This window comes from Rhizobium sp. NLR8a (genome assembly GCF_019685235.1).
Classification (GTDB): Bacteria; Pseudomonadota; Alphaproteobacteria; order Rhizobiales; family Rhizobiaceae; genus Rhizobium.
In genome coordinates, this window is record NZ_JABDWI010000004.1 from 292,441 (window position 1) to 313,653 (window position 21,213).

Consider the following 21,213-nt stretch of genomic DNA (forward strand, 5'->3'; position numbering starts at 1 on the left):
GCGCCGTCCCCTCGGCGTTGCATGCAGGCATTCTGAAATGACTATATCAGATCATGTCTTCTGCGGAAGGGGATTGGCTTTTTCGTCAGCCTGGAACTCCTTCACCATCCCCATGAAACTCTTCATCATCCGCTCCATGATGCTGATCGAGCGGTCGATTTCCGCATCGCTCGGCAAAGCCCGCTGGATGAGGCCGCTTTGTTCCAGCTTGGCCACCCGTTCTGAAAGTCGGTCGAGCTCATCCTCATAGGCCGCCCGCTCATCGGCCGCCATACGGCAGACCAGGGCGCCGTCCTTGTCCTGGCAGATCGACATGGCGCCGGTCTGGCGATCGAGCCGGACGAAATGGTCGCCGCTCTTCTCCAACTGGAACCGGCCCGCATCTGCCTCGGCCGCCGCGGCCGCGAGCGGCAGCAGAACAGCGCCAAGTGCGAGAACCAAAATCTTCATCGTCTCATCCTCCGGATTTTGCCTGGGCTGGCCCCGCTTTTTGAGTGCCGGGGCGTGGACATCGCCGCCTCTTTCCGGCAAAGCGCTCATGACCCAAGGATCAGCAATCGCGAGGCCATGATGACCGTGCCACCGACCCTTTACAAGATCGTGACGGAAACGCTCTGGCAGCAAGCCAGACAAAGCGGTGTTTTTCATGGCGCCGGCGTCGATCTCAAGGACGGCTTCATCCATTTCTCCACGGCGGACCAGGTGAAACAGACCGCGTCCCTGCATTTTGCCGGCCAGCCCGGCCTGGTGCTGGTCGCCGTCGATGGCCGCGCTTTCGGTGACAAGCTCCTCTTCGAACCCTCCCGCGGCGGCGATCTCTTCCCGCATCTCTACGCCGATCTGCCGCTGGCGGCCGTGCTCTGGGAGGCGCCGCTGCCGCTCGATGAGAACGGCGTTCATATCTTCCCGGAGCTGCAGCCATGATCGATCCCTTCAAGCGCCTCGCCCGCAAGGGTCTCTTCCTGTTCGATCCGGAAACGGCGCACGGCATGTCGATCGCCGCGCTGAAGTCCGGTCTCGTGCCCGCCTGCCGGATCGCTCCCGATCCGCGCCTGCGCCAGACCGTCGCCGGCCTCACCTTCGAAAACCCGCTCGGCATGGCGGCCGGTTACGACAAGAATGCCGAGGTGCCCGAAGCGCTCTTGAAGCTTGGCTTCGGCTTTACCGAGATCGGCACGGTGACGCCGAAGCCGCAGGGCGGCAATCCGCGTCCGCGCATCTTCCGCCTCGTCGTGGATGAAGCCGTCATCAACCGCCTCGGCTTCAACAATGAAGGCCATGATGCCGCTTTCGAACGCCTCTCGGCACTGACGGGTGGCGGCATGATCGGCGTCAATATCGGCGCCAACAAGGATAGCGATGATCGCATCGCCGATTATGTCGCCGGCATCCGCCGCTTCTATTCCGTCGCGCGTTATTTCACCGCCAATATCTCCTCGCCGAATACGCCCGGGCTGCGCGACCTGCAGGCACGCGAAAGCCTGGCGGCGCTGCTGTCGGCCGTGCTGGCGGCGCGCGACGAAATGGCGCAGAAATCCGGCCGGAAGATCCCGGTCTTCCTGAAGATCGCCCCTGACCTGACCGAGGAAGGCATGGACGATATCGCGGCGGAAGCGCTCGCGCATCCGCTGGACGGACTGATCGTCTCCAACACCACGCTGTCTCGCGACGGTCTCAAGGATCAGCGCCAGGCGAAGGAGGCGGGCGGTCTTTCCGGCGCGCCGCTGTTCGAAAAATCGACGGCGGTGCTTGCCCGAATGCGCAAGCGAGTCGGCCCTGATCTGCCGATCATCGGCGTCGGCGGCGTCTCCTCGGCCGAAACCGCGCTGGAGAAAATCAGGGCGGGCGCCGATCTTGTTCAGCTCTATTCCTGCATGGTCTATGAGGGCCCCGGCCTTCCCGGCGATATCGTCCGCGGTCTTTCGGCGCTGCTCGACCGCGAAAAGGTGGGCTCGATCCGCACATTGCGTGACAGCAGGCTGGATTACTGGGCGGCGCGGAAGGTCTGATCGGCCCGCGGCCTGACCAGCATGGCGAGGAAGAAGCCACGGAACAGCAGGAAGGCGTTCATACCAAGCCACAGGCCGTGATTGCCGAAGAGCGGCACGAAGACGGCGAGCATGACGAGGTAGCCGGCAAAGGACATCAGCATCCGGTTGCGCATGTCGACCGACCAAGTCGCACCGATGAAGACGCCGTCCATCAGGAAGGCGAGCGCCCCCGTCAGTCCGGTAATGGCAGCCCAGGGCAGATAGGTTTCGGCCGCCTGCCGCACCTCCGGCGAGGTGGTCAGTACCGAGATCAGCCAGGGGCCGGCGAGAAAGAAGAAGCCGGAAACGAGGGCCGCCAATCCGAACGACCAGAAGGTGGTGAGCTTCAGCCCGCGCTCGAAGGCCGGCCGATAGCGCGCGCCGACGGCCCGGCCGGTGATCTGCTCGGCGGCGTTGGCAAGCCCGTCGAGATAATAGCCGGACAGCAGGAAGAAATTCATCAGCACGGCATTGGCGGCCAGCGTCACCGCCCCGAAGCCGGTGCCGATCCGCGTCATGATCGTGAAGGCGCCGATCAGCACGAAGGTGCGGATCAAGATGTCGCGGTTGAGGGCGAAAAGCTCCGCCAGCCGATGCCGGGAAAAGATCTCTGCCCAGGCCGGCCGCTCCGCCTTGGCAAAGCCGCGGAGCACGATAAAAAGCCCGGCGAGCGCGCCGGCCGTCTCACCGGCCATGGTTGCCCAGGCGACCCCGGCCACGCCCCAGCCGAGCGACAGGCCGAGATAGATGGAAAGCAGGATATTGATGCCGTTGATCAGTGCCTGCAGCACCAGCCCGACGCTGCCCTGTCCGCGCCCGAGGACGAAGCCGAGGATGGCGTAATTCGCGAGTGCGGCCGGCGCCGCCAGCATGCGGATCGAAAAATAGGTGCCGGTCGTCTCGGCGATCGCTCCTTCCGCGCCCATCAACCGCAATCCCGCCGTCTCGAGCAGCGGCGAAAGAAGGAGCAGCGCCAGCCCGCAGCCGAGGGCTGAAATAAGCGCTCGCCAGAAGACAGCCTGCTGCTCATGCCGGTCGCGCCGGCCATAGGCCTGTGCCGTCAGCCCCGTCGTCGAGGCACGCAGAAAGTTGAAACTGCCGAGGATCAGGTCGAAGAGCATCGCGCCGATCGCCAGCCCCGCCAGCGCTTCCGCGTTACCCATATGGCCAACGACGGCAGTGCTCGTCAGCCCGAGCAGCGGTGTCGTCATGAAGCCGAGTGTCATCGGAACGGCGATCGACAGCACCAGCCGATGCGTCACGTCGAAAGCGAGGGCGTTGTTGCTGCACGTATCCATGACCTGCCTCATATCGAGGCAGAATCGCCTCGGCTGGAAAGCACCATGGCCCAATAGGGGAGGTTCCTGGAAGCCGTATTATGGGCGACGGCGACGCCGAGGCCGTCATAACGACCGAGCATGTTTTCCAGGTGATGCGGCGAATTGATCCAGGCCGTCACCACGGCTTCGACGCTCTGCTGGCCGGACGCGATATTCTCGGCCGCCGGCAGCCGCACGCCGCTCGCCTTGACGCGGGCGCCGAAACTGTCGGTCATGCCCATGAGATGCGCCATCTTGCCGGCGCTCGCCATGCGCTTGGCCTGAAAAAGGGCGGCCGTCTGCGCCGCCGGATCGACCTCAAGCGGTGGCAGGCCGTTCTTGGCTCTCAGCTGGTTGACCAGCGGCAATACGCTCGCCGTCTCATCCTCGCCGTTCGAGGGCGTGTCGGCAATTTTCGGCGTCGTGGTGCAGCCGGCGACCGCGGCGAGTGCAAGTCCGGAAAGGCAGAGCAGGCTGCGCCTGGAAAGATCGATCGATTTCATGTTTACCGGCGATAGCTGAAAAGGCGAAGGATGACGAAGAGCGGGATGACGATCGTTGCCCCGAGGAGGAGATAGTCGCCGACGCGTCCGAGCGCTGCAAAGCCCCGGTGCCAGAGTTCCAGGATGAAGTCGCGGAATCCATAGATGATGTTCCACGGCGTCAGCCCGAACACAGTCATGACGAATCCGACGATCAGCGACACGACGACGAGTTTAATCAATGTGCGGCCGAGCGAATCGCCGAGGAACCTGTTCACCTGATCGGACATGCGCCATCTCCTGTTTGCCCCATGGAATAAGGTCGCGGCGCAACGCCCGCAAGCCCTTTCCGGAATTGGCCGCTTCGCCTCTGAATTAGGACTTGAGTTTTTTTGTGGCCGCCGCCAAATGCCAGCGAAACGATAGGTCCGTCATGCAGTCCCACCAGCTTTCCTCAGGCGATGTCATCGCCGACCGCCGCGCCGATTATGCCAGGATGCTCGAAGAAGGCGGCGAGGCGGAGGCAGCGGCCGAACTGATGGAACAGGCGCTCGAACTCGCGCCTGCCTGGGCCGCCGGCTGGTATCGGCTCGCCACCTATCTGGAAAAGGCGGGCAGGGGGGCAGCCGCGATCGAGGCCTATCGCCGGACGCTCGCCCTCGATCCCGAGGATATATTCGGCGCCACCCTCAAGCTTGCCCTTCTCGGCGACGCTGTGATCCCTGACCGGCCGCCGAGCCGCTATGTCGAGCGCCTGTTCGACGATTATGCCGACCGATTCGACACCGCCCTGGTCGACAAACTCGATTACAGCGTCCCGCAGAAGCTGGCGGCCCTCGTTTCTTCCACCGACAAGCGTTACGAATGCGCCGTCGATCTCGGTTGCGGCACCGGTCTGCTCGGCCAGGAGATCCGCGCTCTCGCCGGCCGCCTCGAAGGCTTCGACCTGTCGCAGAACATGCTGGCCAAGGCTTCCGACAAACGGGTCTATGATCACCTCGCCCAGGCCGATCTGTCGCTTGCGCCCGATCGCTCCTGCCTGTTCGACGATGCCGGGCGCCGGCGGGCCGACCTCGTGACCGCAGCCGACGTGCTGATGTATCTCGGCAACCTCGAGAGCGTCTTTGCGATCGCCGGCGAACTCGCCGCCGCCGGTGCGGACTTCGCCTTTTCCGTCGAGGATGCGGGCGACCGCGACGGCTTCCATCTTGCCCCGTCGCTGCGTTATGCCCATTCGGAAGCCTATGTGAGGCAGCTGCTTGCCCGCCACGGCTTCGAAATCCTCAAGATCGTCAGGACGGTCATTCGCAAAGATGGCGGAAAACCGGTTTCCGGCATTCTGTTCCTTACGCGCAGGGCAGTGTGAGCGAACATTTCTTGCTATTTTTTAATAGGTCAGCATTGCTTACCTATTTCGCTTGATGGCAATGGCAGAAGGCTGATATTGCAATGATATCCGCCAGAAGCGCGGCGATACAGGCAGGGCCTACCGGCTCATTTCACATTGGAAAAAACTCACCGCCTTCAGGAGTTCCTCCGAGGCGTTCGCGAACTCGTCTGCCATGGAGACTGGGATATGACACAGCGCATCAATGCCCTTGGCGTCTGGAACACCAGCGCGACGCGCCATACACCGATCGAAGACGTGCAGGGTATCTTCTCCGGCAGCCTGGTTGCCGCCCTCGGCCTTTATGTGCTCGCCAGCGCCGGCCTTCTCACCGGCAGCACCGCCGGTGTCGCCTTCCTCCTGCACTATGCCTTCGGCGTCAATTTTGGCCTCGCCTTCTTCCTGCTCAACCTGCCGTTCTTCTATCTCTCCTGGAAGCGCCTCGGCCTGGTCTTCACCCTCAAGACCTTTGTCGCCATCGGTCTGACCTCGGTGCTGGCTGAGGTGCAGTCGCGCTTCCTCTCGATTTCGAGCATCCACCCTGCCTGGGCCGCCCTTCTCGGCGGCCTGCTGCTCGGCTTCGGCCTGCTGGCGCTTTATCGCCACCGCGCCAGCCTCGGCGGCGTCGGCATTCTCGGCATCTACCTGCAGGAACGCTTCGGCATCCGCGCCGGTCTCGTCCAGCTCGCCATCGACATGTGCGTGCTCGCCGCCGCCTTCTTCGTCACCACGCCGCCCGTCGTCTTCTATTCGGTCCTCGGCGCCATCGTCCTCAACCTCTTCGTCGCCATCAACCACCGCGCTGATCGTTATATTGCGCTGTAAGGGTGGCTGCCTCATCCTAAGAGAAGTCCCCTCCCCACAAGGGGAGGGGCTTATATGCCGCTCTCGTTGCTTTCTATTTCACTCTTGCAGCCGCAGAAGCCTGACGTTTGTCTCAGTTGGTGCAACGCCTTAGCCCCTCCCCCTTGTGGTAGGGGTTGGGGAGGGGTCTCTTTCCTGGCGCCCACGGCCAAACTCAAACCTTACAAATCGGTAACCCACTCTAAACAAATCGTAACTTGCCTCAGATCAGCCCCGGCGCGACACTCCTGTCGCGCCGGATTGATGAGGTGAACCATGTCAGATCTGGAAAAACTCGTAAGACGCCGCATGCAGGAAGAATACGCCAAGGGCGCTTCCGCAGAGGAAATTACCAAGGTTGTCCGCGACATATTCAACAGCATAGACCTCTCCGGCAACGGCGCTGACGCCGTTGTCGCGCGGGCCGCTGCCGATCACCAATGATGAGATAATCGACCGACCCGAGATATTCGGGTCGGTTCCCGTGAATATCGCTTACGCGGCTTTCGTCACCTGGTCGATGGGATGCTGCGAGCGGAAGCCGACGGCAAGGCGGTTCCAGATATTGATCGCACCGATCGCCACCGTGATCTCGGTCATCTCCTTTTCGGAGAAATGCGCCTTCAATGCCTCGTAATCTGCGTCCGGCGCGCCTGTCTTGGCGACATTGGTCACCGCGTCGACCCAGCCGAGCAGCGCCCTTTCGCGCGCGTCATAGATCGGCGATTCCCGCCAGACGCACATCAGGTTGATCCATTGTTCGCTGAGCCCATCATGGCGGGCTTCCTTCACATGCATGTCGACGCAGTAGGCGCAGCCGTTGATCTGCGAGGCGCGTAGCTTGATCAGGTGGATGAAGCGGCGCTCCAGCCCGGAAGACTGGACATGTTGTTCGAGTGCGACCACTGCTTTGTAAGCATCGGGAGCGGCTTTGGCGAAGTTGAAACGCGGTTGCATGTCTTTCTCCTATGTTGTGGCTCAACGAGCCGTCTTGCGTTCATGGATTTCAAGGAAGGCGCAGCCCCGGGCTGCGATCGATCCGTCGTCGAGGGCGGCAAGTTCGATGCCGAGATCGGCAATGCTGGTCTTGGCGAGTTCGGCCCGGTAGACCCGCTCGGCCCGGAGCATCGCGGCGCTTATGTTGCAGGGCTTGGCGAAGAAGCGCTCGGAAACCGGGTTCGGTCCGCGCTGGCGGATTTCGGCACAGCGGAAGGCGGGCGCCGGCCCTTCGACCGCAAGCAATATGTCGAGCAGCGAAATGTCCGCTGGCGCCTTCGCCAGCCGATAGCCGCCCTTCGGCCCCGGCACGGTATCGAGGATGCCCGCGCCCGACAGTGCTTGCAGGTGTTTGAGCAGGTAGCTCGTCGAAACACCGTGGAATTCCGCCAGGGCAGCCGCCGAAAGCACACCGCCTTCGGAGAGGCCGGAGAGCATGGCGACGCTGTGAATGGCCTGCTCGACTCCATCGCTCATTTTCATCGATGCCATCTCCACTAATCATGGATAAAATATATCTATGATTATGTGCGCTGTCAAGGGCGTCGCTGGGCACTTGTCTTTATCCCTGCGCCGGATAGAAAACGGCAAAGCCGATAGGGGAACATCATGGCCTCCAATGCCTTCACGGGCCTTCTGAATTCCAGCGCCGATCGCCATTCGCTGTTCGACGACGCGCAGGGTATCGTCGCCGGCAGCATGCTCGCCGTGCTCGGCGTCTCGCTGCTTTCCGGCGCCGGTCTGCTGGCCGGCGGCACCGCGGGGCTTGCCTTCCTGGCCCATTACGCCACCGGGATCAGTTTCGGTCTCTGCTTCTTTGCCGTAAACCTGCCCTTCTATTATCTCGCTTTCCGCCGTCTGGGCCCGGCCTTCACCATCAAGACCTTCATCGCAATCGGACTGACCTCGGTCCTGTCCGAGTTCGCGCCTGGATTCATCGGCGTGACGCATGTCCATCCGGTTGCCGGAGCGCTGTTCGGCGGCCTCGTCATTGCCGCCGGCATGCTGGCACTCTTCCGCCACCGCGCCAGCCTCGGCGGCATCGGCATTCTCGCCCTCTATATCCAGGATCGCTTCGGCTGGCGCGCTGGCCTCGTCCAGCTCGGCTTCGACGGCATCGTGCTGGCGCTCTCCTTCTTCGTCGCCAGCCCCTTCATCATCGCCTGCTCCGTGCTTGGCGCCGTCGTGCTCAACCTGACGCTCGCCATCAATCACCGCAAGGACCGCTATATCGCGATGTAGGCGGCGGCCCTGCTCTTCTTTTTCGCCCGCTTTTCACTACCTTCAGGACGTGGACCAGATCGATTCCGACACCTTGCTGCCTGCCGCCTTTACCCGCTGGTTTGCGGAAAAGGGCTGGCGCCCGCGCGCCCATCAGCTGGAGCTGCTCGCCCGCGCCGAGGCCGGCCAGAGCACGCTGCTGATCGCGCCGACCGGCGCCGGCAAGACGCTGGCCGGTTTCCTGCCCTCGCTCACCGATCTCACCCGCCGCGGCAAAATTCCGCCCGGCTCCGCCTTCACCGGTATCCATACGCTCTACGTCTCGCCGCTGAAGGCGCTGGCGATCGATATCGAGCGCAACCTGATGAAGCCGGTCGAAGAGATGGGTCTGCCCGTCACGATAGAAAATCGCACCGGCGATACGCCGATTGCCAAGCGCCAGCGCCAGAAGCTCAATCCACCGGATATTCTGCTGACGACGCCGGAGCAGGTCGCCCTGCTTCTGGCCAACGGTGAGGCTGAGCGTTTCTTCAAGGACCTGAAATATGTCGTGCTCGACGAGCTGCACTCGCTCGTCACCTCCAAGCGCGGCCATATGCTGTCGCTCGGCCTTGCCCGCCTGCGCCGGCTTGCCCCCGACCTGAAGACGATCGGGCTTTCGGCGACGGTTGCCGAGCCGATGGACCTGCAGAAATGGCTGGTCGCCCAAAGGGAGGGCGGGGGGCAGGAGGGCAGGGAGCATCATGCCGGGCTCGTCGTCGTCGAAGGCGGTGCCAAACCCGATATCTCGATCCTGTCGACCGAAGAGCGGATCCCTTGGGCCGGTCATGCCGCCCGCTATGCCATTCCCGATGTCTACAAGCAACTGCTTGAACACAAGACGACGCTGCTGTTCGTCAACACCCGCAGCCAGGCGGAGATGCTGTTCCAGGAACTCTGGGCGATCAATGACGACAACCTGCCGATCGCCCTCCACCACGGCTCGCTCGATGTCGCGCAGCGCCGCAAGGTCGAGGCGGCGATGGCCGAAAACCGGCTGCGCGCCGTCGTCGCCACCTCAACCCTCGATCTCGGCATCGACTGGGGCGATGTCGATCTCGTCATCCATGTCGGTGCGCCGAAGGGTGCCTCGCGGCTTGCCCAGCGCATCGGCCGCGCCAATCACCGCATGGACGAGCCTTCGAAGGCGATCCTCGTGCCGGCCAACCGTTTCGAGGTGATGGAGTGCCAGGCCGCCCTCGACGCCAATTATATCGGCGCCCAGGACACGCCGCCCGTCGGCCGCGGCGCGCTCGACGTGCTCGCCCAGCACGTGCTCGGCATGGCCTGCGCCGAACCTTTCGACATGCTGGAACTCTACGATGAAATCATCAGCGCCTCGCCCTATGCCGATCTCAGCTGGGAGACCTTCGAGCGCGTCGTCGATTTCGTCGCGACCGGCGGTTATGCGCTTCGGACCTACGAGCGTTACGCCCGCATCCGCAAAACCAAGGAGGGGCGCTGGCGCGTCTCCAATCCGGCCGTCGCCCAGCAGTACCGCCTCAACCTCGGCACCATCGTCGAAAGCCCGATGCTGAACATCCGCATGGTCAAGCGCGGCGAGGGCGGCCGGATCGGCCGCGGCGGCGCCACGCTGGGCAAGGTCGAGGAATATTTCCTCGAGCAATTGTCGCCGGGCGACACCTTCGTCTTCTCCGGCAAGGTGCTGCGTTTCGAAGGCATCCGGGAAAACGAATGCCTGGCCTCGCAGGCCTTTTCGCTCGATCCGAAGATCCCCGCCTATAATGGCGGCAAGTTTCCGCTGTCGACCTATCTCGCCGAGCAGGTGCGGGCGATGATCGCCGATCCCGATCGCTGGCGCCACCTGCCGGATCAGGTGCGCGACTGGCTGGCGCTGCAAACCGACAAGTCGATGCTGCCGAAACGCGACGAGTTCCTGATCGAAACCTTTCCGCGCGGCAGCCGCGGCTATATGGTCGCCTATCCCTTCGAGGGCCGTCTCGCCCATCAGACGCTCGGCATGCTGCTCACCCGCCGGCTGGAGCGGGCGGGCGCCAAGCCGCTCGGTTTCGTCGCCACCGATTATTCGCTGGCCGTCTGGGGCCTGGAGGATATGGGGCTGATGATCGGCAATGGCCGGCTCAGCCTCTCCGACCTCTTCGATGCGGATATGCTCGGCGACGATCTCGAAGCCTGGCTCGCCGAATCCTTCCTGCTGAAGCGCACCTTCCGCAATTGCGCCGTGATTGCAGGCTTGATCGAGCGCCGCCATCCGGGCAAGGAGAAGAGCGGCCGCCAGATCACCGTCTCGGCCGATCTGATCTACGACGTGCTGCGCAGCCATGAGCCGGATCACATCCTGCTGCAGGCGACGCGCCAGGATGCGGCGACGGGACTTTTGGACATAAGTCGTCTTGGCGATATGCTGATGCGAATCAGGGGCCACATCACCCACCGGCCGCTCGACCATATTTCCCCGCTCGCCGTGCCGGTGATGCTGGAGATCGGACGGGAGGCGGTGCCGGGCGAGGCCCATGATGCGCTGCTCGCCGAAGCGGCCGACGATCTGATCGCCGAAGCTCTGGCTTGACGAATTTGGAAACGACGACAGTGATGAACCGCTTGGCGCTCGCGCGCGACATATCGGGACTGGCCGCAATACCGGGCATCGAGACATCGGTGAACGGTATTGCCGCCGTTTGCGATCCGCTCGGCGCCCTCTATCTGCCGGATGCCGGCCTGCTTGTCGTCTCCGACCTGCATCTGGAAAAGGGTGCCGCCTTCGCCCGCCGCGGCATGATGCTGCCGCCCTATGACACGCTGGCGACGCTGACCGTGCTTTCCGCCGTCATCTCGCGTTACGACCCGAAGCTCGTCGTCTCGCTCGGCGACAATTTTCACGATCGCATCGGCTCGAAGCATCTGCCGGACAATTTCCGCGCTTTGATCGTCGGCATGGCGCGTGGCCGCGAATGGATCTGGGTCAACGGCAATCACGATCCCGATGGCGTCGTCGATCTCCCGGGCGCCTGCGTCGACGAGGTGCACTATGCCGGCCTGACCTTCCGCCACGAGCCGAGAAACGGCTTACAGAGCGGCGAGATCGCCGGCCATCTGCATCCTTCGGCGACCGTGCGCCGACGCGAAAGATCGATCCGCCGCCCCTGTTTTGCCGCCGATGGCGCCCGCCTCCTGATGCCGGCCTTCGGGGTGATGAGCGGTGGTCTCGACCTCGGCCATCAGGCGATGAAGGGCCTGTTCGACAAAGCTTCGCTGATCGCGCACCTGTTGGGACGCGACAGGATCTATTCGGTCCGCTACGGGAATTTGCGGGGGTAGCGCCTGTCGATAGGGTGCCACACGGCACGCCTTTGAACTCAATCACACCCCTGCAACTGTTGCTGATACATCCCGGCCATGCGTGCGAACTTCTGCGCTGTCTGCTGCAATTGCCCGTTCGAGCGCCAGTCACCGCGCTTATATCCGGTCGGACCGGAATAATAGGCGAGATAGAGGTTATAGGCATCGTTCAGTGGAATGCCGGTGTCCACGCTGTTCTGGTAATGATACCAGCCGATGAAATCGATCGCGTCGGTAAAATTCGTCCGCCGCGCCGCCCAGTTCCCCGTCTGCGACTGATAGTGATCCCATGTCCCGTCGAGCGCTTGCGAATAGCCGTAGGCCGTCGACGGCCGGGTCCAGGGAATGAAGCCGAAGAGCTTGGTGCGCGGCGGCCGCGCATAGGGCTGGAAGCCGGATTCGGTGTACATCGTCGCCATCAGGATCGGTACGGGCACGCCGTATTTCTTCTCCGTCCGCTCGGCCGCCCTCTGCCAGCTGGAGAAAAGTCCTTCACGCTCGTCGAAGACGGCGCAGATGTTCCTCGTCTGCTTCGGCGCCGTCGCGCAGCCGGCAAGCAGCGCGAGACCCACGGCGGTCAGAACGATACGAGTACGCATAACAGAACCTCTCGTTTCCGAGAGATTACTAACTCGTAAATGTTAAAAACCGGTTTTTAGTCGAATACGAGCTTTTCCGAAGGGATGCCATTATGAAGACTCCTCCCCAATCCCTCCGCACAAGGGGAGGGGCTAAGGCGCTGCGCCAATTGGGCAGACGTCAGCCTTTCCGCAGATGCAAGGGTGATATGGAGAGCAGCGGGGGCGGCATATAAGCCCCTCCCCCTTGTGGGGAGGGTTGGGGAAGGGTCTTTTTCAGGAACTAGACAGCCAAGACCCACGGGCCGCTACGCCTCGACCGGCTCGTAGCGCAGGATCACCGCGCCACTTTGCGTGGTCGAGGATTCGATGAGCTTCAACGGCACTTGGGCCTCGTTCGCTTTGAAAAGGGGATTGCCGCCGCCGAGAATGACCGGCACCACGCAGACCCTGATCTCATCGATGAGGCCGGCCTTCAGCAGGCTGTCGGCAAGCACGGCGCTGCCGAAGATGAAGATGGTCTTGCCGTCTTCCTGCTTCAGCCTCCTCAACTCGGGGATAGGATCGCTGACGACACGCGCATTGTTCCAGCCGGGATCGGTCATCGTTCGAGAGACGGCGATCTTGGGAGTGCCGTTCATATAGGCCTTGATCTTGTCTTCGTCCTCCGCGGTCGGCCAGTAGGCGGCCATGCCTTCATAGGTCTTGCGGCCGAAGACCAGAAGATCACCTTCCTCGCCGAACTGCTCGGCATAGCGCTTGAGCTCCGGTCCCCAGGCGAGATTGTGGAAGTCGATGTCCCACGGTTTCGTTCCCTCGAAATAGCCATCGAGCGTCATCAGGTTCCACACGACAAGCTTCCGCATTTTTATCCTCCTCGAAAAACCGGTTTCAATAAGCAACTGGTTCACGATAGTACAACTGATTGCGAAAGGCAAGTGGTTCGAAAGGCTCCATCGACAAGGGTCTCGGCGCTTGACTCTTCTAGGTCGGTTGTCCAAATTCCGTCTAGGTCAAATGACCTACGAGTCGTAGCCTTCGCGGACAGAGGGAGAATATAATGGTCGCTGCGGCCACCCGACAGCAGATAGTGGAAGCCGCCGACGGGCTTTTCTATGAAAGAGGCTTCGAAGCAACGTCCTTTGCCGACATTGCGGGAGTAGTCGGACTCTCGCGAGGCAATTTTTATTATCACTTCAAGACGAAGGACGAGCTTCTCGATGCAGTGATCACCCATCGCCTCCGCAAGACCAGGTCAATGCTCGATGGGTGGGAAGCGAAAACCGAGGCGGCTGAGGAGCGCATTCTCAGCTTCGTCAATCTCCTCATCGTCAATCAGGCGAAGATCATGGCCTATGGTTGCCCGGTCGGCACGCTTTGCGGCGAACTCGCCAAGCTCGATCACATTGCCAAGGGCCGCGCTGCCGAACTTTTCGATCTGTTTCGCCATTGGCTCTCACGTCAATTCAGCGCATTCGGCCGCGAGGCTGAAGCCGATGCGCTTGCCATGCACATTCTAATGCGAAGCCAAGGTGTTGCGACGCTCGCGGCCGCCTATCACGACGAAATCTTTGTTCGAAACGAGGTGGAAAACATGCGCGCCTGGCTGTCTGCGCAGCGGCCCGGAACACCCGTCTTTCCCGAAACCTATTCCCGACAGCATTGCTAAAGGAGCCCTTGGATGTTTTTCATTACGCTGAAGTTTTCTGATGGCAAGGCCAAAGCGCCCGTTCTGATGGAGGCGCACAATGCCTGGCTCAAACGCGGCTTCGACGATGGGATTTTTCTTCTCGCCGGCGGCCTTCAGCCGAACGCAGGTGGAGCGGTCGTCGCCCACAACACCTCGCGCGCTGAACTCGAAACCCGGATCCGGCAGGATCCTTTTGTAGCGGAAGGCGTCGTCAGCGCCGATATTCTGGAAATTGCCCCCGCCCGCGTCGATGAGCGGCTCGCCTTCCTGAAGACATAAGACAAGGGCGCGATGATTTTGCCGTCGGCGCCGGATCATTCCTTGCGGAAGATCAGGCTGGCGCCCCAGCCGGTGACGACGGCGAGCGCCACGGCCGCAAAGCCGTAGAGGATCGGCTGATCATGGGCCGCATCGGTGATCGTCTGCTCGATCCCCGTCTTGATGACGCGCAGCGGCAGCGATTTATCGGTGATGAGATTGCCGCTCTTGAAGAGATAGGCACGCACCGTATGCACCCCGTTCGGAATATTTGCCGGCAGGCGCAGGCTCGCCTTGAAGAGGTTCGATGAAACGAACCGCACGCCGCTCGGGTTGCGGTCATAAAGCGCGCCGCCCTGCTGCAGTCGGAGGAAAGCCTGACGGAATTCGCCGAGATTGCTGCCGTCGCCGACGAAGCCGACCGGCGTCAGCGGAATGTGGTCGATGCCGATCCCCTGATCGGTGAGTTCGAGCGGCGTCGTCAGATCGTCGATCATGCGCGAGCTCGACATCGAATAGGAATGCGGCACCGCCTCGAAAGTCATCGAGCGCCTGTTCACCCAGATGCCGAAGACGCGTTCCTTCTTGCGCACCGTTGCGTCCTCGCGCGGGCCTTCCAGCACCACCACCACGTCATACTGGCCAATGGCGAGCAGCAGCTGGTCGGTGTTCGAGAGCGCCCCGAAGATCGTCAGATCCGCGCCATGGAAATCCGAAGTGATGGCGATTTCGCTGGTCGATGTGCCGATCTCGAGCCCCTCGCGCACCGCTTCCGTTGCCTGCCCCGGCAGCCACTGCGCTCCGGCAACCGCCGGCTGCAGACACAGGAGCAGGAGGATCGAGGCAAGCAGGCGCATCAGTTGCCGGTCCCCATCACCACCGAATAGACGTCCGCCGGCGTGACCACCAGCGCGATCGCCAGACGCAGGCCGACGGCCAGCACCAGCAGGCCGAGCAGGGCGCGCAGCTGTTCGCCGCGCAGCTTCTGGCCGACGCGCACGCCGTATTGCGCCCCGACGACACCCGCCACCATCAGGATGAAGGCAAGCACGATGTCGACGGAGAAGTTCGTCGCCGCCTGCACGATCGTCGTATAGGCGGTCACGAAGATGATCTGATAGAGCGAGGTGCCGACCACGACATTGGTTGGGATGCGCAGGAGGTAGATCATTGCCGGCACCATGATGAAGCCGCCGCCGACACCCATGATCGAGGTGAGGATACCGATCGCAAAGCCGAGCGCAATGATCGGAATGACGCTGAGGAAGATCTTCGATTTCTTGAAGCGCACCTTGAGCGGCAGCTTGTGCACCCAGTGCTGGTGGCCCGGCTTGCGCGGTACAGGCGGCTCATTGCGTGCCGCCCGCCGCATGGCATTGATGCTTTCGAGCAGCATCAACCCGCCGACCGTGCCGAGGAAGACGACATACATCAGCGAGATGATCAGATCGAGCTGGCCGATGGCACGCAGCAGCGAGAAGATCCAGATGCCGACGGTCGCCCCTGAAAGACCGCCGACCAGAAGCACCGTGCCGAGCTTGACGTCGAGCGTGCCGCGTCGGAAATGGGTGATCGCGCCCGAAATCGACGACGCCACGACCTGGTTGGCACCGGTGGCGACGGCGACGACGGGCGGGATGTTGTAGAAGATCAATAGCGGGGTGATGAGAAAACCGCCGCCGACGCCGAACATTCCAGACAGGAATCCGACGGCCGCCCCCATGCCGAGAATGATGAAGATGTTCACCGACAATTCTGCGATTGGCAGATAGATTGTCACAACCGACCCCGAATGATGACCGCTCCTGCCGGGCGGTTCCTGTCATGTCCCCGTTCGAATGCACACCATACTGTGAAATCGTTGCCAGAGGCTTTCGATCGGCCTGATGGATGGAGATCGATGGCAGGGATTCGGCGATGCGCGGATCGATATGTCCGCCATAATCGGGCTTTTTTCAGGTTTTGTGACGACCGTTGGAAAAATTCGGAAAAGCTTGCGGCAAAGCGCCGCGGGGCCGGCGAAGACCCTCCCTAACCCCCTTGTGGGGAGGGGCTGGCGAGGGGTCTTAGGCTCGGCCTTCGTCGACGCGCCTCAGATCGCCTTGGCGACCTGCTTGTTGCGTTCGAGCAGCGCCTTGACGGTCGCGTCGCTCACCTTGCCGTCCGGCTCCTGGCCGATCGACTTCTGGAAGCTCTTGATCGCGGCGACGGTTTTCGCCCCCATTTCGCCGTCCGGCACGCCGGCGTCGAAGCCGTTATTGTTGAGGATCGCCTGGATGTTGCGGATCGCCTTCTTCATGTCGACGGTTGCCGTCTTCATGCCCGTGCCCGCCCATTCGTCGGGAATGTCGATGCCGTTGGCGCGATGGTCGAGCGGTTCCGGCTTCCAGAGATCGGCCTTGGCGCGCGCCCGTTCGAGCTGGTCGGCCTTCATGGCGTTGGCCACTTCGTCGCGCTTCTGCGCTGCATCCTTGTCGCCGGCCTTGGCGGCGATCGCGAACCACTTGTAGGATTCTTCCAGATCCGCCGGAACGCCGTTGCCCCTCGCGCAGAGGATTGCCAGGTTGAACTGGCTATCGGTGATGCCGAGATTGGCGGCCTTGGTGAACCACGACGCCGCCGTCGCATAATCCTGCTGGCCGAGTGCGCCGGAGGCGTAGAGAACGGCGAGATTGTGCATGGCGCTGGCATTGCCCTGGGTCGCCGCCTGCTCGTAGAAGCCCTTCGCCTTGGCGATGTCGCGTTCGACGCCGTTGCCCTTCTCATACATGCTGCCGAGCCGGTATTGCGCCGGTGCAAAACCCTTGTCGGCCGAAAGCTGGTACCAGCCTGCGGCCTGTTTCTGATCGACGCCCATGCCGTTGCGGCCGTCCGAATAGCGCGCACCGATCTCGAACAGCGCCAAGGCGTCGCCGCCCTGCGCCGCATCGGCAAGTGATTTCGGCTGCACGCTGTCGGGGATGGCGATCGCTGCCTGCGGCGCGGCCGCCGCTGCGGTCGGGCTGTTCGGAGTGAAGCTCGAGGTTTCCTGCGTAGCCGCGGACGAGCCGGCGGGGGCCAAGGTTGCAGCCCCTTCGCCGTCGAGCGGGGTTGCATCGGTCAGATGATCGCCGGCGGCAGCCGGGGCTTTTTCCGGCTGCGCCTGATCGATGGCCGGCGCGCGCTCCGTTGCAGGGGCGTTCATATCGGCAGAGCCGGTGTCCGGCTTGGCGGGTGTTGCCTCAGGCAGGACCGGCTGCGGGTTGTCCGTCACCCCCGTCAGTGCCGAGACCTCCGCCGGCGGCTGCGGTGCGGGTTCGCCGCTCGTCAGCGTCCGGGCCAGCGGAAAGGCCATGATGGCGAGCAGCACGGCGCCGACGGCGAGAAGAATTGGCCGGCGGTAGCGCGAAAAGGCGCTGGTTTTGCCCGCCTTGCCGGCCTTGTCGGCATTCGCGGCCTTCTTCTCGGCCTTGACTGCCGCCTGCTTCGGATTGGCGTCCACTTCCATTGCGGCTGCCTGCGCCGCCCGGCGCGCAGCGGCGATGTAATCGGCGCGATCGGTCTCGACGGCAGGTTTGCCGCGTTGGGCATTCTGGCTGGCGCGCACCCGCTCGAGAATCTTCTTGACGTCGGGCGCGCCCGAACCCGGCTCGAGCAGTTCGTTCGCGGCATCCGTTGGAACCACGTCGGCGGGATCGATCGACGGCGCCGGGTCGATCACCGGTCGCTCGTTCGCCTGCGTCTCGGCTTTCTTGGCGGGCCGCAGCCGCTTGCCAAGGCTGGCGAGCAGGCTGGTTCTTACCGGTGCCGGCGTCGGGGCCTCCGGCGGCCGCGTTGCGGCTTCGATGGCGATTGCGCTCGTCGCGCTCATCGCCGTAGCCTGGGCGACCGGTTCGGCTGCGACCTCTGCCGTGCGGATGACCGGAGAGGCCTTCGCCGCCAGGACCGCCTCCGGTGTCTGGGCGGCTTCGGTCACCAACAGCGCGTAGGGGTCGACATCGAAATCGACGTCGGCCACCGGCATCTGAGCGATCGGCCGTCCGCGCTCTTCCATGCTGTCGAGGCGCTCGGCGATATGGACCAGCGTCTCGTGCAGCGCCTTGAAGGTCTTGTGCGTGCGCTCCTCGCTGTCGCGGCTGATATCCTCGAGATGGCGCAGATCCTCGGCCAGCGCCGTCAGCGCCGACAGGTCGGCGGCGGGCACGCCGCCCTGCAGGCCGCCATTGCGCGAATAGGCCTCGACGACGGCTTCCGCCGCCTGGCGCGCCGCCTCGATGATATATTCGTCGCTTGTCGCCATATAGTCTTCGATCGCGCCCATGCGCCGGTCGAGATCGGCCGGAATTGCGGCGCCTTCGCGCGGCTCGCTCATCAGCGCCGAAAGATTGGCGATCTGGTCTTCGAGGTTCTTCAGCGCCCGCGGATCGGTTGGCGGCGCCGCTGTGGTCTCTTCCAGCCGGGCGGCGATGTCGCTCAGCCGGCCTTCGAGACGCTGGAAGGCTCTGTCATCGATCGCCGCGGCAGGTGCGGGTTGCTGATGGGCCATCTCGTCGATCCGCCGGGCGAGATAATCGAGCCGCTGAGCCAGCACGTCGTTGACGGCGCCGTTCTCGAGCGCGTCGATCTTGCGGGAGATGTCGGAAAGCGGTCCGGTGAGGTCGGGTTGCGCGGCCGCCATCTGGGTGCGCTCCAGCAGGTAGGAAAGATGTTCCAGGCGCTCGTCGAGCCGCGACGTCGCTTCCGCCTTGGTCAGCTCCTCGACACGCTCCGTCAGCGCCTCAAGCCGCATCGCCAGCTCGTCGGCCGGGTTTGCGCGGCTGGCCGCGTCATGGCTCATCAGGTCGATCTGGTCGGCGAGCGACGAGAGGCGGCTTTCCAGCCGCTGCATCAGCGTCGGATCGTTGCCGGCGGCCGCGCGTCCGCTGGCGGCGATCGCCCGGCTGATCTCATCGAGCCGCGTGTCCATGGCCGCGAACTGCTCGGACATGACCCGGTCATGCGGCTGGATCATGTTGCCGAACTGCTCCATCGCCGTGGCGATGGCGATCAGCTTGTCTTCCAGTGCCCGCACCGCCGGGCTTTCGCCCATGCCGCCGATATGGCGCTTGATATCGTCGAGCCGGTAGGCCAGCGAAACGAGCTCTTCCTGCAGCCCCTCGGTATCGAGTGCGGCAAGCCGGCTCTCGACGCCGTCCCAGCGGTTTTCCATGTGGCGCAGCGAATCCTCGCGCGCCAGTCCGTCCATCAGCGAGCGCAGCTCCTCGAACTCCTCCCGCAGGCCGGCGGCCTCGGGGCCGCTCGAGCGGCCGGTCAACTGGCTGATGCTCTGGGCAAGACGGCCCATGTCGGCGCGGATGTCGTCGGCGAAGCGGCTGTCTCCGGCAGTAGCCTTGATCTCGCGGAGTTCGGCGCGCAGCGCGCTCATCTCGCGGGACACGCCCTCGGAAATGTCGCGCTTCAGGTCTTGGCGCAGGTTGACGAGCGCCTGGGCGATCTCGGTCATCGTGTCGTCGCCGGCGCGCAAGGCAGGGGCGGCGAGTGGCGCCGCGGCGCGGGGTGCGGGGTCGCGCAGCTGAGCGGCCTGCTCGCGCCCATAGGAGCGTTCGCGGCCCGCTTCCAATGCGCGCTGGCGCTGGCGAATTTCCGCCAGCGGATCCGGCCGCGGCTCGAGCGGCGCCCTTGCCGGCCGCGGCGCATGGGGGGCCGCATAAGGATCGCGCTCGGCCGTTGGCGTGCGCGGCCGCTGATCGCGTCCGCTGCCCATCAGCCCTTCGATGCGCGCCTCCAGCCCTTCGATCGTGCGGTTCAGCGCATCGAGCGAGGTCCTGTCGGACTGTCGGGAAGGATTTGATCGCGATCCGTTCATCTTCTTGCTCGCTTCGACTGTTCGACCTCTCGTCAGAGCTCGATCCGTGGCTTTTCCGTCTATGGCCCGCGCCTGTCACGGACCGGAGCGCCTTCATCCATGAGAAGATAGTCAATTAGACTTTCCTCGCGCTGAACGATGTAGCGGCATCCTTGGGAAACGCGAGACGGGGAAAAGGAATGCGGATCACTACGGCTCAATCCGCACCTTTCACGAAACGTGGTAAACAAGCCGTTAAGATCGATGAGAATTTTTTAACGTTTGCATCCGAAAGGCCATTTTAGACGGCAATTGCCGTGAAATTCGCCGGATCGAATGGACATCATCCGATCGGAATTTCAGCGCGCCGCGTCGATCGAATAGGCGCTGATGCGCGAGAGATGGATGAAGGAAAGCCCGGTCTCCTCGGCCCAGTCGTTGAAGGCCTGCTGGATCAGTTGCTGGTCCTTCTTCGCAGTGCCGGAGGAGGAGAGCGGCACGCCGGCCGATCTCAGGCAGGCGAGCACGTCGAGCGTGGCGACGAAGCCGTCGCGGCCGATGCCGCGCAGGAAATACTGGCCGGTCATGCCGCCGAGCCGGCTGCCGCGTTTGCTCAACAGCTCGAGAAGGCCGATCTGGTCCTCCCGCGGCCAGTCGGCGAAGAAGGCGCCGGCGCTGCCATGTTCCCTCGCCAGCTCTCTGACGAAGGCGGCATTGGCGCGAACCGACATGATCTTCGCGCCATTGCGGATGATCCGCGCGTCCGATGTCAGCTCATGCCAGTAATCGTCGGGCGCGATATTCAGCGCCGCCGGATCGAAGCCGGAAAACGCCGCCTCAAAGCCTGGCCATTTCGCATCGATCACCTTCTGCACGAAGCCGCTGTAGAAGATTCGGCGGGTCATGTCGGCCAGGATGCGGTCGTCCGGCATCGCGCGCAGCCGGTCGTGATCCGGCCGGTAATTCTGCAGCAGGGCCTGGAGGCCTGCCGCTCCGCCTTTTCGTTCTTCCGCGCGCTGCCTTATCGCCTCGAAACTGATCATGCCGACCCACCTGATGCATAGTGAAAGACGCTTGCGCTTATAAGCCATTCCCCAATGGACAAGGAAGATGAGATGACGTCTCCTGCCTCCGCATCAACGGCTTGCGGATTCGCGCTCTCCAATTTTTTCATGAAAAGGCGATCGAGAGGCAGGATTTGACGTTTACGCAAACGTCAATATTT

General features: G+C 63.1%; 22 protein-coding genes. 10 read left to right on the plus strand and 12 right to left on the minus strand.

What is annotated here, in order from left to right; translation table 11 throughout:
• Window positions 1-51: 51 nt before the first annotated feature.
• A complete protein-coding gene (locus HJC04_RS09640) occupies window positions 52-450 on the minus strand; it encodes a hypothetical protein (protein ID WP_210629314.1) in 399 nt (132 codons plus the stop codon).
• 120 nt (window positions 451-570) lie between these two features.
• On the opposite strand from HJC04_RS09640, the gene HJC04_RS09645 reads away from it, so the two are divergent.
• Window positions 571-924, plus strand: coding sequence for a DUF952 domain-containing protein (locus HJC04_RS09645; RefSeq protein ID WP_221145896.1), 354 nt, complete (start codon window positions 571-573; stop codon window positions 922-924).
• Window positions 921-2,009, plus strand: coding sequence for a quinone-dependent dihydroorotate dehydrogenase (locus HJC04_RS09650; RefSeq protein ID WP_221145897.1), 1,089 nt, complete (start codon window positions 921-923; stop codon window positions 2,007-2,009). Before HJC04_RS09645 ends, HJC04_RS09650 begins: the two co-directional genes overlap by 4 nt.
• Here the strand turns inward: HJC04_RS09650 and HJC04_RS09655 are convergent.
• The 3 genes from HJC04_RS09655 to HJC04_RS09665 are packed head-to-tail and all read right to left on the minus strand — an operon-like array spanning window position 1,985 to window position 4,121.
• Complete coding sequence (locus tag HJC04_RS09655; protein WP_210629311.1) at window positions 1,985-3,328, minus strand: MATE family efflux transporter; 1,344 nt, start codon at window positions 3,326-3,328, stop codon at window positions 1,985-1,987. The two genes, HJC04_RS09650 and HJC04_RS09655, sit on opposite strands and share 25 nt — an antisense overlap.
• An 8-nt stretch (window positions 3,329-3,336) precedes the next feature.
• A complete protein-coding gene (locus HJC04_RS09660; RefSeq protein ID WP_221145898.1) occupies window positions 3,337-3,852 on the minus strand; it encodes a CAP domain-containing protein in 516 nt (171 codons plus the stop codon).
• 2 nt (window positions 3,853-3,854) lie between these two features.
• The gene (locus tag HJC04_RS09665) at window positions 3,855-4,121 is read right to left on the minus strand and encodes a DUF6460 domain-containing protein (RefSeq protein ID WP_064800579.1); all 267 of its coding nucleotides are present in this window, start codon (window positions 4,119-4,121) and stop codon (window positions 3,855-3,857) included.
• Between the two features lie 143 nt (window positions 4,122-4,264).
• On the opposite strand from HJC04_RS09665, the gene HJC04_RS09670 reads away from it, so the two are divergent.
• From HJC04_RS09670 to HJC04_RS09680, 3 genes are all read left to right on the plus strand, one after another.
• Complete coding sequence (locus HJC04_RS09670) at window positions 4,265-5,197, plus strand: class I SAM-dependent methyltransferase (protein WP_221145900.1); 933 nt, start codon at window positions 4,265-4,267, stop codon at window positions 5,195-5,197.
• A gap of 210 nt (window positions 5,198-5,407) precedes the next feature.
• Window positions 5,408-6,043 (plus strand): YitT family protein, encoded by a 636-nt coding sequence (locus HJC04_RS09675; RefSeq protein ID WP_221145902.1) that lies wholly within the window; start codon window positions 5,408-5,410, stop codon window positions 6,041-6,043.
• Window positions 6,044-6,337: 294 nt separating this feature from the next.
• Complete coding sequence (locus HJC04_RS09680; RefSeq protein WP_210631717.1) at window positions 6,338-6,505, plus strand: hypothetical protein; 168 nt, start codon at window positions 6,338-6,340, stop codon at window positions 6,503-6,505.
• Between the two features lie 51 nt (window positions 6,506-6,556).
• On the opposite strand, the gene HJC04_RS09685 is transcribed toward HJC04_RS09680, so the two are convergent.
• Together HJC04_RS09685 and HJC04_RS09690 are read right to left on the minus strand one after the other, a co-directional pair.
• Window positions 6,557-7,018 (minus strand): carboxymuconolactone decarboxylase family protein, encoded by a 462-nt coding sequence (locus tag HJC04_RS09685; protein WP_221145912.1) that lies wholly within the window; start codon window positions 7,016-7,018, stop codon window positions 6,557-6,559.
• A 21-nt stretch (window positions 7,019-7,039) separates the two neighbouring features.
• Window positions 7,040-7,540, minus strand: coding sequence for an Rrf2 family transcriptional regulator (locus HJC04_RS09690; RefSeq protein WP_210629306.1), 501 nt, complete (start codon window positions 7,538-7,540; stop codon window positions 7,040-7,042).
• A 126-nt stretch (window positions 7,541-7,666) separates the two neighbouring features.
• Between HJC04_RS09690 and HJC04_RS09695 the strand changes: the two genes are divergently transcribed.
• From HJC04_RS09695 to pdeM, 3 genes are read left to right on the plus strand one after another with little or no spacing between them, the layout of a single operon-like run.
• Window positions 7,667-8,299 (plus strand): YitT family protein, encoded by a 633-nt coding sequence (locus HJC04_RS09695; RefSeq protein WP_210629305.1) that lies wholly within the window; start codon window positions 7,667-7,669, stop codon window positions 8,297-8,299.
• 49 nt (window positions 8,300-8,348) lie between these two features.
• Complete coding sequence (locus tag HJC04_RS09700) at window positions 8,349-10,868, plus strand: ligase-associated DNA damage response DEXH box helicase (RefSeq protein WP_221145914.1); 2,520 nt, start codon at window positions 8,349-8,351, stop codon at window positions 10,866-10,868.
• A 23-nt stretch (window positions 10,869-10,891) separates the two neighbouring features.
• The gene (gene pdeM, locus HJC04_RS09705; RefSeq protein ID WP_210631697.1) at window positions 10,892-11,617 is read left to right on the plus strand and encodes a ligase-associated DNA damage response endonuclease PdeM; all 726 of its coding nucleotides are present in this window, start codon (window positions 10,892-10,894) and stop codon (window positions 11,615-11,617) included.
• Window positions 11,618-11,655: 38 nt separating this feature from the next.
• Here the strand turns inward: pdeM and HJC04_RS09710 are convergent, their stop codons facing one another.
• On the minus strand, window positions 11,656-12,237 hold the full coding sequence (locus HJC04_RS09710; RefSeq protein WP_221145916.1) for a transglycosylase SLT domain-containing protein: 582 nt from the start codon (window positions 12,235-12,237) through the stop codon (window positions 11,656-11,658).
• A gap of 287 nt (window positions 12,238-12,524) precedes the next feature.
• Complete coding sequence (locus HJC04_RS09715) at window positions 12,525-13,082, minus strand: dihydrofolate reductase family protein (RefSeq protein ID WP_221145918.1); 558 nt, start codon at window positions 13,080-13,082, stop codon at window positions 12,525-12,527.
• A 194-nt stretch (window positions 13,083-13,276) separates the two neighbouring features.
• Between HJC04_RS09715 and HJC04_RS09720 the strand changes: the two genes are divergently transcribed.
• Both HJC04_RS09720 and HJC04_RS09725 read left to right on the plus strand, forming a co-directional pair.
• Window positions 13,277-13,885: a TetR/AcrR family transcriptional regulator gene (locus tag HJC04_RS09720; protein ID WP_221145920.1), complete on the plus strand. Its 609-nt coding sequence runs from the start codon at window positions 13,277-13,279 to the stop codon at window positions 13,883-13,885.
• 12 nt (window positions 13,886-13,897) lie between these two features.
• Window positions 13,898-14,185, plus strand: coding sequence for a YciI family protein (locus HJC04_RS09725; RefSeq protein ID WP_221145922.1), 288 nt, complete (start codon window positions 13,898-13,900; stop codon window positions 14,183-14,185).
• Window positions 14,186-14,220: 35 nt separating this feature from the next.
• Here HJC04_RS09725 and HJC04_RS09730 read toward each other — a convergent pair whose 3' ends face one another.
• The 4 genes from HJC04_RS09730 to HJC04_RS09745 all read right to left on the minus strand — a co-directional run bounded on the left by HJC04_RS09730 (window position 14,221) and on the right by HJC04_RS09745 (window position 21,031).
• On the minus strand, window positions 14,221-15,021 hold the full coding sequence (locus HJC04_RS09730) for a TIGR02186 family protein (RefSeq protein WP_221145923.1): 801 nt from the start codon (window positions 15,019-15,021) through the stop codon (window positions 14,221-14,223).
• Window positions 15,021-15,944: a sulfite exporter TauE/SafE family protein gene (locus HJC04_RS09735; protein WP_210629298.1), complete on the minus strand. Its 924-nt coding sequence runs from the start codon at window positions 15,942-15,944 to the stop codon at window positions 15,021-15,023. The genes HJC04_RS09730 and HJC04_RS09735 overlap by 1 nt, the downstream gene beginning before the upstream one ends.
• A 312-nt stretch (window positions 15,945-16,256) precedes the next feature.
• Window positions 16,257-20,009, minus strand: coding sequence for a peptidoglycan-binding protein (locus HJC04_RS09740; protein WP_221145925.1), 3,753 nt, complete (start codon window positions 20,007-20,009; stop codon window positions 16,257-16,259).
• 338 nt (window positions 20,010-20,347) lie between these two features.
• A complete protein-coding gene (locus tag HJC04_RS09745; protein ID WP_221145927.1) occupies window positions 20,348-21,031 on the minus strand; it encodes a DNA-3-methyladenine glycosylase I in 684 nt (227 codons plus the stop codon).
• Between the last annotated feature and the right edge of the window lie 182 nt (window positions 21,032-21,213).